The sequence below is a fragment of the Marmoricola sp. OAE513 genome, from assembly GCF_040546585.1.
GTDB lineage: Bacteria > Actinomycetota > Actinomycetes > Propionibacteriales > Nocardioidaceae > Marmoricola.
The window spans coordinates 3,319,639-3,333,931 of the sequence record NZ_JBEPOC010000001.1 but is presented as its reverse complement, the minus strand read 5'-3'; the positions used below and the strand labels follow the sequence as shown (position 1 = coordinate 3,333,931).

At 69.8% G+C, this 14,293-nt stretch carries 15 protein-coding genes and 1 tRNA gene; 4 read left to right on the top strand and 12 right to left on the bottom strand.

What is annotated here, in order from left to right:
- Positions 1-61: 61 nt before the first annotated feature.
- Together ABIE44_RS16645 and ABIE44_RS16640 are read right to left on the bottom strand one after the other, a co-directional pair.
- A complete protein-coding gene (locus tag ABIE44_RS16645) occupies positions 62-976 on the bottom strand; it encodes an esterase/lipase family protein (protein WP_209714944.1) in 915 nt (304 codons plus the stop codon).
- Between the two features lie 61 nt (positions 977-1,037).
- The gene (locus tag ABIE44_RS16640) at positions 1,038-2,786 is read right to left on the bottom strand and encodes a DEAD/DEAH box helicase (RefSeq protein ID WP_209714947.1); all 1,749 of its coding nucleotides are present in this window, start codon (positions 2,784-2,786) and stop codon (positions 1,038-1,040) included.
- 107 nt (positions 2,787-2,893) lie between these two features.
- Here ABIE44_RS16640 and ABIE44_RS16635 point away from each other — a divergent pair, with 107 nt between their 5' ends.
- Positions 2,894-4,117, top strand: a complete 1,224-nt coding sequence (locus ABIE44_RS16635; protein ID WP_209714950.1) for a lipase family protein — start codon at positions 2,894-2,896, stop codon at positions 4,115-4,117.
- 1 nt (position 4,118) lies between these two features.
- Here ABIE44_RS16635 and ABIE44_RS16630 read toward each other — a convergent pair whose 3' ends face one another.
- The 4 genes from ABIE44_RS16630 to dnaG form a co-directional block, all read right to left on the bottom strand.
- Positions 4,119-4,604, bottom strand: coding sequence for a hypothetical protein (locus ABIE44_RS16630; RefSeq protein ID WP_209714953.1), 486 nt, complete (start codon positions 4,602-4,604; stop codon positions 4,119-4,121).
- A 72-nt stretch (positions 4,605-4,676) separates the two neighbouring features.
- Positions 4,677-4,752: transfer RNA gene (locus tag ABIE44_RS16625), tRNA-Asn, on the bottom strand.
- A gap of 55 nt (positions 4,753-4,807) precedes the next feature.
- Positions 4,808-5,338, bottom strand: a complete 531-nt coding sequence (locus tag ABIE44_RS16620) for a hypothetical protein (RefSeq protein WP_209714956.1) — start codon at positions 5,336-5,338, stop codon at positions 4,808-4,810.
- Positions 5,335-7,212 (bottom strand): DNA primase, encoded by a 1,878-nt coding sequence (dnaG, locus tag ABIE44_RS16615; protein WP_209714959.1) that lies wholly within the window; start codon positions 7,210-7,212, stop codon positions 5,335-5,337. The genes ABIE44_RS16620 and dnaG overlap by 4 nt, the downstream gene beginning before the upstream one ends.
- A gap of 80 nt (positions 7,213-7,292) precedes the next feature.
- Between dnaG and ABIE44_RS16610 the strand changes: the two genes are divergently transcribed.
- The 3 genes from ABIE44_RS16610 to ABIE44_RS16600 all read left to right on the top strand — a co-directional run bounded on the left by ABIE44_RS16610 (position 7,293) and on the right by ABIE44_RS16600 (position 8,268).
- Positions 7,293-7,568, top strand: coding sequence for a hypothetical protein (locus ABIE44_RS16610; protein ID WP_209714962.1), 276 nt, complete (start codon positions 7,293-7,295; stop codon positions 7,566-7,568).
- A gap of 81 nt (positions 7,569-7,649) precedes the next feature.
- Positions 7,650-7,955: a hypothetical protein gene (locus ABIE44_RS16605; protein WP_209714964.1), complete on the top strand. Its 306-nt coding sequence runs from the start codon at positions 7,650-7,652 to the stop codon at positions 7,953-7,955.
- A gap of 10 nt (positions 7,956-7,965) precedes the next feature.
- Positions 7,966-8,268 carry a hypothetical protein gene (locus ABIE44_RS16600; RefSeq protein WP_209723754.1) on the top strand — a complete coding sequence of 101 codons (303 nt, stop codon included), beginning with the start codon at positions 7,966-7,968 and terminating at the stop codon, positions 8,266-8,268.
- On the opposite strand, the gene ABIE44_RS16595 is transcribed toward ABIE44_RS16600, so the two are convergent.
- From ABIE44_RS16595 to ABIE44_RS16570, 6 genes are all read right to left on the bottom strand, one after another.
- The gene (locus ABIE44_RS16595) at positions 8,269-9,522 is read right to left on the bottom strand and encodes a deoxyguanosinetriphosphate triphosphohydrolase (RefSeq protein ID WP_209714967.1); all 1,254 of its coding nucleotides are present in this window, start codon (positions 9,520-9,522) and stop codon (positions 8,269-8,271) included.
- Positions 9,523-9,547: 25 nt separating this feature from the next.
- A complete protein-coding gene (locus ABIE44_RS16590; RefSeq protein ID WP_209714970.1) occupies positions 9,548-10,156 on the bottom strand; it encodes a response regulator in 609 nt (202 codons plus the stop codon).
- Positions 10,153-11,271, bottom strand: a complete 1,119-nt coding sequence (locus tag ABIE44_RS16585; RefSeq protein WP_209714972.1) for a sensor histidine kinase — start codon at positions 11,269-11,271, stop codon at positions 10,153-10,155. The genes ABIE44_RS16590 and ABIE44_RS16585 overlap by 4 nt, the downstream gene beginning before the upstream one ends.
- A 29-nt stretch (positions 11,272-11,300) precedes the next feature.
- Entirely contained in the window at positions 11,301-12,092 is a 792-nt protein-coding gene (locus tag ABIE44_RS16580; protein WP_209714975.1) for an ABC transporter permease, read from the bottom strand.
- The gene (locus ABIE44_RS16575) at positions 12,092-12,994 is read right to left on the bottom strand and encodes an ABC transporter ATP-binding protein (RefSeq protein ID WP_209714979.1); all 903 of its coding nucleotides are present in this window, start codon (positions 12,992-12,994) and stop codon (positions 12,092-12,094) included. Before ABIE44_RS16575 ends, ABIE44_RS16580 begins: the two co-directional genes overlap by 1 nt.
- Positions 12,995-13,183: 189 nt before the next feature.
- Positions 13,184-14,134 carry a type IV toxin-antitoxin system AbiEi family antitoxin gene (locus ABIE44_RS16570; protein ID WP_209714982.1) on the bottom strand — a complete coding sequence of 317 codons (951 nt, stop codon included), beginning with the start codon at positions 14,132-14,134 and terminating at the stop codon, positions 13,184-13,186.
- Positions 14,135-14,293: the final 159 nt, after the last annotated feature.

The following is a 14,293-nucleotide window of genomic DNA, read 5'->3' as shown; positions in this document are numbered from 1 at the left end:
TAAGAGCAGCCTGAGAGCGTGTCAAACACCCACGATGCGTGTCATAGACCGCTTGACGGACTCAGATCCCACCGACGAAGGGCAGGACGACGGAGCACGTGAGCGTGCGCGGATGGGCCGGGTCCAGCGCGTTGAGCACGAGAACACTGGCATTTCTGTCCGACGCGATCTCGAAATGCTCGCTGTAGTCCTGCGCGCAACGGTCCTGGAGCACGATGTTCGTCATCCCCGGCTGCGCCCCACTGGTATAGGGAACGACGAGCTCGTCGTACTTGGTCATGATGTTCGTGTACCGCACGCCTGCGGCCGCCGTACCGCCGGCCTGGATCTGCGCCATGAACTCGGTGCCCGTCGCGAACTGGGCGCAGGCCACGCACACCGGGGTCTGCTCGGCGGTGAACAGGAACACCGAGCGCAGCAGCGTGATCGGGTCAGCGAGCCGGGTGCCGTTCCAGACCGGGGCCAACGAGATGTACTTGTCGACCTTGGCGGCGCCGCCGAGGTACTTCACGTAGTAGTTCGGCATCAGGGTGCCCTGGGAGTGCCCGATCAGGTCGACCTCGCGCGCGCCGGTGCTGGCCAGCACCTTGTCGACGAAGACCTGGAGCTCACCCGCACTGGTGCGCATGTCGCCGAACCCGCCCAGCGCGCCCGGGTACGGCAGCGGCAGCGTCGAGCCGTAGGTCAGCGAGAACACGCAGTAGCCGTTGTTCTTCAGCAGCGGCCCGTAGGTCTGCCAGTTCGTGCTGCGGTTGCCGGCCGTGCCGTGCACCAGGACGACCGGGTTGGGGTGCGCCGCCGAGGGCTTGCAGCCGAAGTCGTTGGTGCCGGGGGCGTCGGAACCGGGGACGCCGCCGAAGAGTGCGTTCGGGAGGAACGAGTACGGCACCGGGAGGGGCTTGTCCGCGGCCTGCGCGGGAGCTGTCAGGAAGCCGACGGCGAGCAGCCCGATCAGCAGGGAGGTGAGTCGACGCATGCACGGAGCATGGACTCGAGAGGTTTGCGGCGCAACCTCCTGGACCAACCCGTGGGCGGGGCTACTTGTCCCGCTTCTTGTGCCGCGGCTTCTTGGCGCCCGCGTAGGAATCGCCGCCGGTGGCGTTCCACTTCTTGTTCGGGCTGCCGGTCGGACCGGTGTGCCCGCGCTTGTGACCTCGGTCGAACTTGTCCGGCTTGATGTTGATCAGCACCCCCGAGATGCGGGTGCCCGACAGCTTGTCCAGGACCGCGGGGTCGAGATCGACCGGGAGCTCCACGATGGAGAAGGCCGGCTTGATGTCGATCTTGCCGAAGTCCTCGCGGGACAGACCGCCCTCGTTGGCCAGTGCACCAACGATCTGGCGGGGCTCGACGTGGTGCCGCTTGCCGACCTCGAGCCGGTAGCTGGCGAACCCGCGGCGCTCGCCGGAACGCGGCGCGCGGTCCTTGGAACGCTCCTTGTGCGGCACCCGCAGCGGCTCGGGCATCTCCTCGAGCAGCAGCGGCTGGCCGTCCTGGGAGAGCACCGCGATCGCGGCGGCGATGTCGAGCGCGGGTACGTCGTTGTTGCGCTCGTAGTCCTCGATCAGCTCACGGAACAGCGCGAGCTGCGGGTCGCTCATCGCCTGACCGATGGCGTCGTTGAACTTCGAGACCCGGAAGGCGTTCACGTCGGAGACCGACGGCAGCCGCATCTCGGTCAGGGTGGTCTTGTTCGTCTTCTCGATCGCGCGCAGCAGGTGGTTCTCGCGCGGAGTGACGAAGGAGATCGCGACACCCGAGCGGCCGGCGCGACCGGTGCGGCCGATGCGGTGGACGTAGGACTCGGTGTCGGTGGGGATGTCGTGGTTGATGACGTGGCTGATCCGCGGGACGTCGAGACCACGGGCCGCGACGTCGGTTGCGACCAGGATGTCCAGCTTGGCGTTGCGCAGCTGGTCCACGGTCCGCTCGCGCTGCACCTGGGCGACGTCACCGTTGATCGCGGCGGCCGAGAACCCGCGGGCCCGGAGCTTCTCGGCGAGCTCCTCGGTGGCGTGCTTGGTGCGGACGAAGATGATCATGCCGTCGAAGTTCTCGACCTCGAGGATGCGCGTAAGAGCGTCGACCTTCTGCGGGTGAGCGACCTTGAGGAAGCGCTGCTCGACGTTCGCGGCCGTCGTCGAGGTCGCCTTGACCTTGATCTCGGTCGCGTCCGGGGCGTGCCGCTTGACGATCCGCTTGATCTGCGAGGGCATCGTCGCGGAGAACAACGCGACCTGCTTGTCGTCCGGGGTGTCGGACAAGATCGACTCGACGTCCTCGGCGAAGCCCATGTTGAGCATCTCGTCGGCCTCGTCGAGCACGACGAACCGCAGCTCGGAGAGGTCGAGGGTGCCCTTCTCGATGTGGTCCATGACGCGGCCCGGCGTACCGACGACGACGTGGACGCCGCGACGCAGCGCGGAGAGCTGGACGCCGTAGCCCTGACCGCCGTACACGGGGAGGACGTGCAGGCCGCGGATGTTGCTCGCGTACTTCTCGAACGCCTCGGAGACCTGGAGCGCGAGCTCACGGGTGGGCGCGAGGACGAGGACCTGCGGGGTCTTCTGGCTCAGGTCGATCCGGGACAGGATCGGCAGCGCGAACGCTGCGGTCTTGCCGGTTCCGGTCTGCGCGAGACCGACGACGTGACCGCCGTCGAGCAGTGGTGGGATGGCCTCGGCCTGGATCGGCGAGGGGGTCTCGTAGCCGACGTCCTTGATGGCCTTGAGCACTTTGGGGTCAAGACCGAGGTCGTCGAACGTGATGGTGGAAGTCTCGGTCACCGACCAAGGGTAGTGGGCGGCGGCGCAACCTACCTATTCGAGAAGCCCGCGGAGAAGGGCCTCTCGCCGTGTTTCGGGACACACGAGGCCGGGCGGCTAGATTCTCCGTGCGCACGTTCCCGACCTCGGAGGTCTCCGCCATGTTCCGCCGGACCGCAGGCTCCGCTGCCCTCGTCGTGGTCCTGGTGACCGCGCTGCAGGCCTGCGGCGCCAGCGGCGACATCCGGACCATCAAGGGAGCCGACCTCGGCGGTACGACGCCGGGGTCGCTGGTGCGTGCCGAGACCATGCCGCAGCTCGACCGGTCGGTGATCCGCGCGGGGATCAGGGCCGCCCGGGTCTCCTACCGCTCGACCGACGCCAGCACCGGCAAGGACACCGTCGTCTCCGGCACCGTGTTCGTCCCCGACCGCGACGCGCCTGCCGGAGGGTGGCACGTGGTCGCCCTCGGTCACGGGTCGACCGGCATCCTGAACAGCTGTGCGCCCTCGAGCAGCCCGGACCTCGCCGAGCAGGCGCAGCTGGTGATCAAGCTGGTGCGTCTCGGGGTCGCCGTCACGATGACCGACTACCAGGGCCTCGGCGAACCAGGCGTGCACGCCTACCTCGACTCCCCCACCGCCGGCCTGAACGTCATCGACTCGGTTCGCGCCGCGCGAGCAACCTTCCCCGGGATCTCGACGACCTGGGCAGCCTTCGGCGGCTCCCAGGGCGGGGGTGCCGTCTGGGCGGCCAACGAGGAGGCCGGCTCCTACGCTCCCGAGCTCGACCTGGTCGGCGTGATCGCCCTGGCTCCGGCAGCGGACGTGACGGGTCTGGTCGACAAGGCCGTGGCCGGCACCCTGACCGCCGACCAGCGGCCGACGTTGCAGTGGTTGCTCGCGAGCCTGGAGCGCCAGCACCCGGACCTCGACCTCGACCACTACCGACGCGGTGCGGCGAAGACGTACTGGGACACGTTGTCCACCTGCGCGGGGGTCAAGGACGACGGCGGCAGGCGGCAGGACGCACAGGCCGAGGTGAGCAACGCCGACCTGGCACCCGACAGCCCCGAGGCCGCCGCGCTCCTCCGCAAGGCGCTGGAGGGGTGGGCGCTGCCGCGGAAGCCGACGAGCGCCCCGATGTTCGTCGCGTACGGCGAGAAGGACACCTTCATCGACCCGGTCTGGACGACCCGGGCGCTGGCCCGCGCGTGCCAGCAGGGCGACGTGATCGAGGCGCACCTCGACCCTGAGGGGACCCACGCCGTGATGAACGCCGGTGACCCGGCGCAGTGGTTGGCGGACCGGTTCGCCGGCAAACCGGCGAAGAACGACTGCCCCGGGGCCTGAGCTACTCCGACCGGGCGACGGACTTCTTGCTGACAGCCTTGCCGTCCAGCTTGAAGCTGCTGACCTTGCCGTCGGTCAGGACGACGGCGGTGACCTTGCTGCACCCGGCTCCCGTCGTGGAGCAGAGTCGGTAGACACCGGGCTCCGGGGTCCTGAGCTCCAGGGCAGCAGGCTTCTCGGCCGCACTGCTCAGGGATGCGATCAGCGCCCTCACGTAACCGGCGGCGTCCGACTGCGGTGCGACCAGGTCCTCGACCGCGGTGAGCTGGTCGGGGTCGTTGGACGCCAGCGCCTCGAAGAAGTCCTGCCCGGTGGCGAAGTTCACCGACGGGGTCGTTCCGGGTCCGGTGGCCGAGGGCAGCGCGGTCGAGGACGGCTTGGCACCGGCCTTGGACTTCGGGTCGTCGTCACCGCCGCACGCGGACAGACCGAGACCGAGGGTCAGGGCGAGGACGGCGAGCAGGGCGGCAGGGCGGCGGGAGGGCATGGGGTCTGTTCTACCCCAGGTCCCCCTGGGGAAAGACAAAGACCCGCACCACGAGGTGCGGGCCTTCGCTGCTGGCTCCCCCGGTTGGACTCGAACCAACAACCCTCCGATTAACAGTCGAATGCTCTGCCAATTGAGCTACAGGGGATCGTGCCGGGAAAGATTAGCAAGGGGGTCGGGCAGTCGGCTAATCGGCTCCCGGTCTACTCCCCGACGTCCGCCCGTGCGCGCACCAGGGCCTCTTGGGCAGCCTTCTGGACGTCGGCCCGCTCGGGGTCGATCCCGGCGTCGTACTCGTGCATCCACGCGATCTCACCGCCCGCCGGCGACCGCCGACCGATCACCTTGAAGCCCCTCTTGCCCTCGATCAGGTACCCGCGCTGGAGCACGACGCTGGCGGTCACCCGCTCCCGGATCAGCTGCAGCAGCAGCACCGGGTCGTCGAGACCGAACACGTACGCCGCCCGGGGCGAGCCGAACTCGCCGACCTCGCTGAGCGTCAGGGTCTCCTCGTCCTGGGACCAGTCCGCAGCCTGCACCGACTCCCAGCCGATCCGGACGGACTCCTCCCCCGGCGTGACGAGGTGGAGTGCGAACCGCGTCCCCAGCAACCAGCGCTGACCGTCCCCGGCGCGGGTGTCGCGGGCGAAGGCGAGCACCTTCTCGCCGCGAGCGAGCGACGCGGCCTCCACGACGGCGGCAGGCGCCTTCTCGGCCCGGTAGAAGAACCTCACGTCGCGTCCAGGGCGGCTTCGCGCAGCATCCGGCGGTGCTGCTCGAGCGCTACGAGATCGCCGAACATCCGGTTGTACTCGAGCTGGTCGTCGATCGGGTTCGTGCGCTGGAGCTTGGACTTCAGGTCGGCGATCTGCCGCATCACCGTCACCTCGCGGAGCCGGTTCGCGTGCACCGAGGCGTACGCCGCGTCCGGCGCCTTGGCGGTCCGGATCGGCTCGACGCTGAGGGCGGTGAGGAGGGAGTGCACCCGCTCGTCGACCGAGTTCGCCTGCAGTCGTGCGCCCCAGCTGGCGTCCTCGACCGTCGGCGGCCCTCCGGCGAGAGTCACCACGGCCCACACCGCTCGGTACGCCGGGTGGGTGAAGTCCTCCGGGCCGACCTCCTTGAGGACGGCGGCGATCACCTGCGGGTACTGGACGACGAGCTTGAGGGTCTCGCGCTCCAGCAGGAAACGCGGGTCGCGCGGATCGGGCATGCCGAGGGACTCCGCCGGCGCCGGCGCAGGAGCGGCCCGTCCGCCGGAGGCGGTGTCGTTGCCGCGACTCGCGGCGCGCCGGACCTCGCGCTGGACGTCGTTCGGGTCGATACCGAGCATGCCGGCGAGCTCCCGGGCGAAGGCGTCGACCTTGGAGCGGTCGCGGATCGCGGTGACCAGCTTGGCTGCCTCGCGCAGGGCGTCGATCCGTCCGTCGGCCCGGTCGAGGTCGTAGCGCTGGACGACGTTGCCCAGCACGAACCGGTACAGCGGCACCCGGCTGGCGACCAGGTCACGGACGGCCGCGTCGCCGTGCTGGAGCCGGAGGTCGCACGGGTCGAGGCCCGCGGCGGCCACCGCGACGTAGGTCTGTCCGGCGAAGTTCTGGTCACCCTCGAACGCCCGCATGGCCGCCTTCTGACCGGCCGCATCGCCGTCGAAGGTGAAGATCACCTCGCCGCGGAACTCGTCGTGGTCCTGCAGCAGTCGCCGGATCACCCGCGCGTGGTCGTCGCCGAACGCCGTACCGCAGGTGGCGACGGCCGTCTTCACGCCGGCCAGGTGCGCAGCCATCACGTCGGTGTAGCCCTCGACGATGACGGCCTGGCTGGCCGTGGCGATCTCGCGCCGGGCCAGATCGATCCCGTAGAGGACCTGGCTCTTCTTGTAGATCGGCGTCTCGGAGGTGTTGAGGTACTTGGCCTCGATCCGGTCGTCGTCGAAGATGCGTCGGGCGCCGAACCCGATCACGTCACCGCTGGAGTCGCGGATCGGCCACATCAGGCGGCCGCGGAACCTGTCGTAGAGGCCGCGGTTGTTGTCGCCGGCAAGGCCGGCGGTGACCAGCTCGGCGTCGCTGAACCCGAGCTGCTTGAGGTGCTTGGTCAGGTCGCTGCCCCCGCGCGGGGAGAACCCGACGCCGAAGTGCGCCGCTGCGTCCTTGTCGAACCCGCGGGTGTCGAGGAACTGCCGCGCGGTCATCGCCTCGGGAGTGGCGAGCTGGTCGGCGTAGTAGGCGGCGGCGATCTTGTGCGCCTCGACGAGCCGGGGCCGCTGCGGGCCGCCGCTGCTGCGGGACGGTCCGGTGCCCTCCTCGTACCGGAGCGCGATGCCGACCTTCTCGGCCAGCCGCTCGACGGTCTCGGAGAAGCCCAGCCCGTCCATCTCCATGACGAACTTGATGACGTCGCCGCCTGCTCCGCAACCGAAGCAATGGTACATACCCCGGCTTGGTGTCACATTGAACGACGGTGACTTCTCGTCGTGGAACGGGCACAGCCCCTTCATGTTGCCGCCGCCGGCGTTCCGGAGGGTGACGTAGGTGCCGATGACGTCGTCGATGCGCGCGGTCTCGCGCACCTTCGCGATGTCTTCTTCGTTGATGCGGCCCGCCACGGCGGTGAGTCTACGTCGGCGGGCGGACACTCCTCCTAGCGCTCTGTTCACCTCTCGGACGCGGTCCTAGAGTCGGGCACATGAACGAAGTCGACGTCCGTCTCGCAGTTCAGGATCTCCAGCAACGCGTGGCCGCGCTCGAGGCCCAGGTCGCCGCCCTGACCGGCACGTCGGCACCCGTCCCTGCCGTGCCGTCCGCCCCCGCGGGTGGTCCCGAGCACGACCCGGAGGTACTCGCCTGCCTGCAGGCCGGCAACGAGATCGGCGCGATCAAGGCGTGGCGCGAGCGGACCAACCTCGGACTGGCCGAGGCCAAGTTCGCCGTCGACCAGGCGCGAGCCCGGCTGGGGCTCTGAATCGGTCGCTCTGATCGGTCGTGGTGTGTGTCCCGCGCGTGAAATGGGTATGTGTCCCTCAACCGACGATGGGAGTCACGCATGAGTCGCACGCAGACCGCCGACCTCGGCGCGCAGATCGCCGAGCAGCGGGATCGTCTGTCCGAGTCCGTGGGGGCGGTCGCCGAGAAGCTCGGCGACAAGATCGACACCACTGCTCTGACGGACAAGGTCGAGAAGATCACGTCCAACATCGACACCGACGAGATCAGGGCGAAGGCCGAGGCCGGTGCCTCGCAGCTCCTCGACCAGGCCACCGACGACCAGGGTCGCCCGAAGAAGGGTTTCCTGCTCGGTGCCCTCGGTGTCGTGGTGGTCCTGGCGATCGTGCGTCGCCTGGTCCGCTGAGGAGGCTGACATGGTGAAGAAAGCACTGGTCCTGACCGCGTTCACCGCTGGCTACGTGCTGGGGGCGAAGGCCGGCAAGGAACGCTACGAGCAGATCCGGTCGCTCTTCCTGAAGGTCAAGGACAACCCGACCGTCCAGGAGAAGGCCCACGAGGCCGCGCACTTCGCCCACGACCAGGGTGTCGCCCTGGCCGAGGCCGTCGTGCACAAGGTCACGCCGGAGCCCGGCATCGAGCAGACCGGCGACCTGCGCCCGCACGGGGCCACCGCCGCGACCGCACCGGGCGTCGACCCGTTCGCGGTCAGGATCTGATCAGCCCGAGGACCGGCACAACCGCTCGTGCCACGCGACGGCACTGCCGTCGGTGAGCGACGCGATCTGGTCGACGACGACCCGCCTCCGGGCGGCGTCGTCGTCGGCCTCGTCGTAGTCGGGGCGCAGGGTGGCGTCCAGCAAGGTGCCCTCGGAGGAGACCAGCACGGCGAACAGCTCCTCGACGAGCGCCCGCTGCCGCTCCATCAGCGCCACCCGTGCGGGTGAGCGCATCACGTAGTGCGCGGCGATGCCCTTGAGCACCGCGATCTCCTCGGCGGTCTCCGCCGGCACCACGAGGTCCGCGTCGTAGCGCACCAACGGACCCTCGCCGTACCGGTTGCGGGTGGCCGTGTGCACGCTCCCGCAGAAGACGCCGATGAGGTCGCTGGTCAGGTTCTTCAGGCCGGACAGCGCGCGCCGGCTGCCGTCGTACTCGGTGGGTGACCAGGTGCGCACGGTGCGCAGCCGCTTGAGCGCGGCGTCGAGCCGGTCGTCCTCGACGTCCGGCAGGTACCAGTCGCGCACGGTCTCCCACACGCCGCTCAGCTCGTCCGGGGCGTCGAGCACCGCGGCGTCGATGTGTCCGCCGACGATGCCGTCCTCGAAGTCGTGCACCGAGTAGGCGACGTCGTCGGCGAAGTCCATCACCTGCGCCTCCAGGCACCGACGGCGTACGGCGGCGCCGGTGCGCATCCAGGTGAACACGGGGAGGTCGTCGGCGTACGCGCCGAACTTGCCTCCCGCCTCGGGGCGCGGCCACGGGTACTTGGTGCAGGCGTCCAGGGTCGCGCGCGTCAGGTTCAGACCGATCGAACGCCCCTCGGCGTCGACCGACTTGGCCTCGAGCCGGGTCAGGATCCGCAGGGTCTGGGCGTTGCCCTCGAAACCGCCGCAGTCCTGGGCGAGGCGGTCCAGGGCTTCCTCGCCGTTGTGCCCGAACGGCGGGTGGCCGAGGTCGTGCGCGAGCGCCGCGGTCTCGGCGAGGTCGGGATGGCAGCCCAGCGGGTAGGCGATGTCCCGAGCCACCTGGGCGACCTCGAGGCTGTGCGTGAGCCGGTTGCGCACGAAGTCGTCGGCCTGCGGTCCGAGCACCTGCGTCTTCGCCGCGAGCCGGCGCAGCGACGCCGAGTGCACGACGCGGGCACGGTCGCGCTCGAACGGGGTGCGGACCGGCGCGGCCACGCGTTTGACGGGCTCGTCGACCAGACGCGCGCGGTCCGCGTCGTCGTACAGGTCGTCCCAGGTCGTCACGGGTGGAGCGTACCGAGTGGGGCCGTCAGAGCCAGCCGTTGTTGTCCGCGGTGATCACGGCCTCGGCACGGTTCGCAGCGCCGGTCTTCCCGATCGCCGCAGACAGGTGGTTGCGCACCGTCCCCTCGGAGAGGAACAACCGGGACGCGATCGCCGCCACCGCGGAGCCGTCGCGCGCAGCGCGCAGCACCTCGGTCTCGCGCGCGGTCAGGGGCGACTCCCCCGCGACCAGGCTGTCGGTCGCCAGGGCGGGGTCGACCACGCGCAGTCCGGCGTGCACCCGGCGTACGGCGTCGGCGAGCTCGGCAGCCGGGGTGTCCTTCACGACGAACCCCGAAGCGCCTGCCTGGAGGGCCCGACGCAGGAAACCTGGTCGTCCGAAGGTCGTCACGATCAGCACCCGGACGTCGGGGAACTCGGCGCGGACCAGCGCTGCGGCCGCGATGCCGTCCATGCCGGGCATCTCGACGTCGAGCAGCGCGACGTCGGGACGGTGCTCGCGCACGGCGTCGAGCACGGCGTCACCGGACCCGACCTCGGCGACGACCTCGAGGTCGGGTTCGAGGTCGAGCAGCGCCGAGAGGGCGCCGCGGACCAGCGCCTGGTCGTCGGCCAACAGGATCCGGATGCTCACGGCGCCACCACCGTGAGGGAGAACCCCGGCTCGGTCGCCGTGGTGACCACAGTGGCAGCGACCACCGCGGCCCGCTCCCGCAGACCTACCAGACCGTTCCCGGGCACCGAGGACTCCGGCCCTCGCCCGTCGTCGGCCACCTCGACGCTGCGCGGGGTGAGCCGTACGACGCACCGTCGTGCCCCGCTGTGCCGGATCACGTTGGTGACGCCCTCGCGGATCGTCCACGCGAACAGCTCACGCAGCTCGCCGGGGACCTCGTCGGTCGAGTTCGGCAGATCGGCTTCGATCTCGGCGGCCTGCAGTGCCATCCGGGCCCGGGACAGCTCCCCGGGCAGCGTGAGCTCGCGGTAGCCCTCGACCGCACGGCGTACGTCGGCGAGCGCGTCGCGCGAGAGTCTCTCCAGGTCCGCGACCTCGGCGCGGGCCCGCTCGGGGTCGACGTCGAAGAGCTTCTGGGCCAGCTCGGCCTTCACCGTGATCACGGTCAGCGAGTGGCCCAGGATGTCGTGCAGGTCGCGGGCGAACCGGTTGCGCTCGTCATCCAGCGCCAGCTTCGCGTTCTCCTCGCGGACGGCGAGCACCTCGATGTTGCGGCTGATCGACTGGGAGATGCCCCAGATCGCCAGGGCGGCCACGAGCGTCCCGAAGAGCAGCCCGCGGTCCTCGTGCCAGCCGTCGACGACCAACCCAGCGCCGTACGCCGTCCCGGCCACCAGCACGGTGACGAGCCAGGCCCAGCGGGCCTCCAGCGCGATCATGCTGGTCACGGCGACGTAGACCGCCGTGGCGGTGCCGGCCTGGCCGACGGCGGCGCAGACGACGACGGCGAGGACGACCTGCGCCGCGATCATCGTGATTCCGAGGGTCACGCTCTGCGACATCCGGAACGGACTGCCGACGGGTCGGTTGAGCCGGAGCATCAGGAACCCGGCGCCGTACACGACCGCGAAGGTGATCGTCGCGACGATGCCGACCCAGCCCGAGACGGTGTCGCGCTGGCTCCACGCCTCCTCGAGCGGGTTCAGCAGGTAGAACAGCCAGACCAGCGCGAACACCGGGCCCCAGCGACGCGGACCACCGGGAGAATCCACGTCGACGGGGTGCTTGCTCATGAGCGTCACGGTAGTGCCCGACGTCGTGCTCAGACCCGTGCGGTGTCCTTGCTCATCCGCCACGCGGCGCCGGCCACGAAGACGGCGAGCCAGACCACGGCGTTGAGGACGGCGTACCAGGGCAGGTCGTGGGTCAGCGGCGACCGCGAGATCTCGGCGACCCCGAACATCGGGGTGAACGAGGCCACGTGCCACAGGGTGCTGCCCTCGGTGATCGGGAAGAACACGTTGCCCAGGAAGGACAGCAGCGCCAGGCCGGGCCCGAGGATCTGCATCGCGTTCTCGCCGGGGACCAGGTAGCCGACGAAGACACCGAGCGCGGCGAAGACCAGGGTGCAGAACAGGGTCAGCACGCCGCAGGCGATCCAGGTCCCGAACGGCATCTCCGGCTTGCCGTTGAGCACCCCCATCGCGTTCACGATCACGATGGCGAACGCGCCGAGCACCAGGGCCATCACGACCTTGACCAGGATGTAGACGGTCGGGTTCAGCGGGGTCAGACGGAGCTGGCGCGACCAGCCCAGTGCCCGCTCCATCGCGACCATCGCGCCGCCCGACGCTGCCGTGAGCGCGGCGCCGTACAGGGCCATCGAGGCCAGGATGTACGCCGCCTCGTTGCCGTTGCCGACGTGGTCGTTCCAGGTCTTGTCGGAACCGACGATGATGAAGAACATCGCGCTGGGGAAGATCAGCGTGAAGAAGATCGTCCGGCGGTTGCGCAGCATCCGGCGCAGCTCGAGCCGGAGGATCGTGAGGTTAAAACCGCCCAGCGGCGGCACCGTGCGGGTGGTCGGGTCGAACAGCGTGGTCTCGGTACTCATCAGTCGCTCCCGTCGGAGGTGAGGGTCAGGAAGGCTTCCTCGATGCCCTTGGCCGCGATCTCGATGTCGCGGGCGGGCGTCTGGTTGAGCAGGTAGCGGGCGACGGCGTCGCTGTCCTTGGCATGCACGATGATCGAGTCACCACGGACCTCGACGCTGTCGACACCGCCGACGGCTGCCAGGGCGGACGTGTCGGGGTCCGGCAGGGTGGCCCGGACGACGCGCCCCGAGGCGAGCGCCTTGATCTCGGCGCCGCTGCCGTCGGCGACGATCCGGCCGTGGCTGATCAGCACGATCCGGTCGGCGTACTGGTCGGCCTCCTCGAGGTAGTGGGTGGCGAACAGCACCGTGCGGCCGCGGTGGGCGTCGGCACGGATCGCGGACCAGAACGTACGGCGGCCCTCGACGTCCATGCCGGTCGTCGGTTCGTCGAGCAGGAGCAGCGCGGGGTCCGACAGCAGCGCCATTGCGAACCGGAGCCGCTGCTGCTCGCCTCCCGAGCACTTGCCCACCAGGCGGTCGGCGATCGCGGTGATGCCGGCGTCGGCGATCACCTCCTCGACGGTGCGGGTCCGGGCGAAGAGGCTCGCCGTGTACGCGACGGTCTCCCGCACGGTGAGGTCCTTGAGCAGTCCGCCGGTCTGCATCACCGCGGAGACCAGGCCACGGGCGATCGCGTCGCGCGGCGCCAGGCCGAGGACGCTCGCCTCGCCCGCGGTCGGCTGGGACAACCCGAGGATCATGTCGATCGTGGTGGTCTTGCCGGCGCCGTTCGGACCGAGGAAGGCCACCACCTCACCGGGTTGGATGGAGAGGTCGATGCCCTTGACCGCCTCGACGTCACCGAAGCGCTTCGTCACTCCCTCGAGCCGGACCGCAGCCCGGGTGGTCGTTGTCGTCATGCCCCCAGCCTGCATGCTCGTGGCGGGCCGCGCCTCGCCCGTGCGTCACGTCCTACCCATGACATTTGTCAGCCACCTGGCAGGGATGTGCCCCAGCAGCTCGCCGACCCGGCAGCAATGTGCGCGGCAGTTCGCCGACCCGGCAGGGATGTGCACGCACCGTAGCCCGACCTGGCGGGGATGTGCGCATCAGCGAGCGTGCAACCGCAACGCCGCCAGTCTGCTGCCCTTGAAAAGAGCCAGCTCCGCCGTCTGTCTCCGTCCGAACACGTCCTTCGCCCGGAACACGTCGACCATCCAGCCCTGTCGACGGATCCAGGCGCGCCGGTGCTCGTCGTGGGCAGCGGCTTCCTCACCGTGGAACTCTGCGCCGTCGTACTCGGCGGCATAGCGCGTACGACGATCGCCCAGGTCAAGTCGCGCTCGCACCCGGCCGTCCTCGTCGAAGACCTCAATCTGAGTCTCCGGTCGGCCGGAGCAACCAGCGTCGTACCAGCGGAGCCGCAGCACCGATTCACCGAACGACTCCGACCCCGGGTCGACCAGCGGCACCAGCGTCCGCAGCTGACGCACGCCGCGGAAGCCCTTGAACCGACCGACCTCGAGTGCGAGCTCGTCCAGACTGAACGCGCCGAGACGCGCGACAGCGTCCATGGCAGCGAGCGCCGAGTCCCGGTGCAGAAACCGGCCCACGTCGCACGCCGTTCTCAGTGGTGTGGTCACCCGGATCCCGCTCACCTCGGTGATGTCGTGCGCACTGAACGTCCGCTCCCCGCTCGCGGCGGTGTCGCGCCGGATCCGACGACCCGGTCCCTGGAAGATCGAAACCCGCGGGACGGTCAGATGACTGTTCGGCGCCAGCGCCATCCCTGCACCGTGGAGCCAGGCCGCGGTCCGATCGGTCACGACGGCGTCGGCCGGGACGACGACTGCCAGGCTCGCCACCCGGTTCGCGAGCGTGTCGTCGAGGTGCCCCGGCACGTACACCCCTTGGAAGGGATGGTCGAGGAGGCCCAGGTCGACCAGCGCGGCAAGACGGCGAGATGACAGGCCCGCGGCTCGAGCCGTTGCTCCGCCGAAGGGGCGGCTCAGGTCGAGACCGGAGTTGACCAGTACTGCAAGTGGATCGGTATGAGGCACCGCAGAAGCGAAACCGCTTGGCGGACGGGGCCACGCGTCCCGTCCGGTGCCTGTTGAAAGGCCACCGGGAAGAATGCTTGGGGACTACACATCCCTGCCGGGTCGGCGTACAGGAGGCGCACATTGCTGCCGGGTCGGCGTACAGGAGGCGCACATTGC

Excerpts from the sequence above, each read along its gene's own strand:
- ABIE44_RS16645 (WP_209714944.1), bottom strand. The coding sequence starts at position 976 with ATGCGTCGACTCACCTCCCTGCTGATCGGGCTGCTCGCCGTCGGCTTC.
- ABIE44_RS16630 (WP_209714953.1), bottom strand. The coding sequence starts at position 4,604 with ATGCCCTCCCGCCGCCCTGCCGCCCTGCTCGCCGTCCTCGCCCTGACC.
- ABIE44_RS16610 (WP_209714962.1), top strand. The coding sequence starts at position 7,293 with ATGAACGAAGTCGACGTCCGTCTCGCAGTTCAGGATCTCCAGCAACGC.
- ABIE44_RS16605 (WP_209714964.1), top strand. The coding sequence starts at position 7,650 with ATGAGTCGCACGCAGACCGCCGACCTCGGCGCGCAGATCGCCGAGCAG.
- ABIE44_RS16600 (WP_209723754.1), top strand. The coding sequence starts at position 7,966 with ATGGTGAAGAAAGCACTGGTCCTGACCGCGTTCACCGCTGGCTACGTG.
- ABIE44_RS16585 (WP_209714972.1), bottom strand. The coding sequence starts at position 11,271 with ATGAGCAAGCACCCCGTCGACGTGGATTCTCCCGGTGGTCCGCGTCGC.
- ABIE44_RS16580 (WP_209714975.1), bottom strand. The coding sequence starts at position 12,092 with ATGAGTACCGAGACCACGCTGTTCGACCCGACCACCCGCACGGTGCCG.
- ABIE44_RS16575 (WP_209714979.1), bottom strand. The coding sequence starts at position 12,994 with ATGACGACAACGACCACCCGGGCTGCGGTCCGGCTCGAGGGAGTGACG.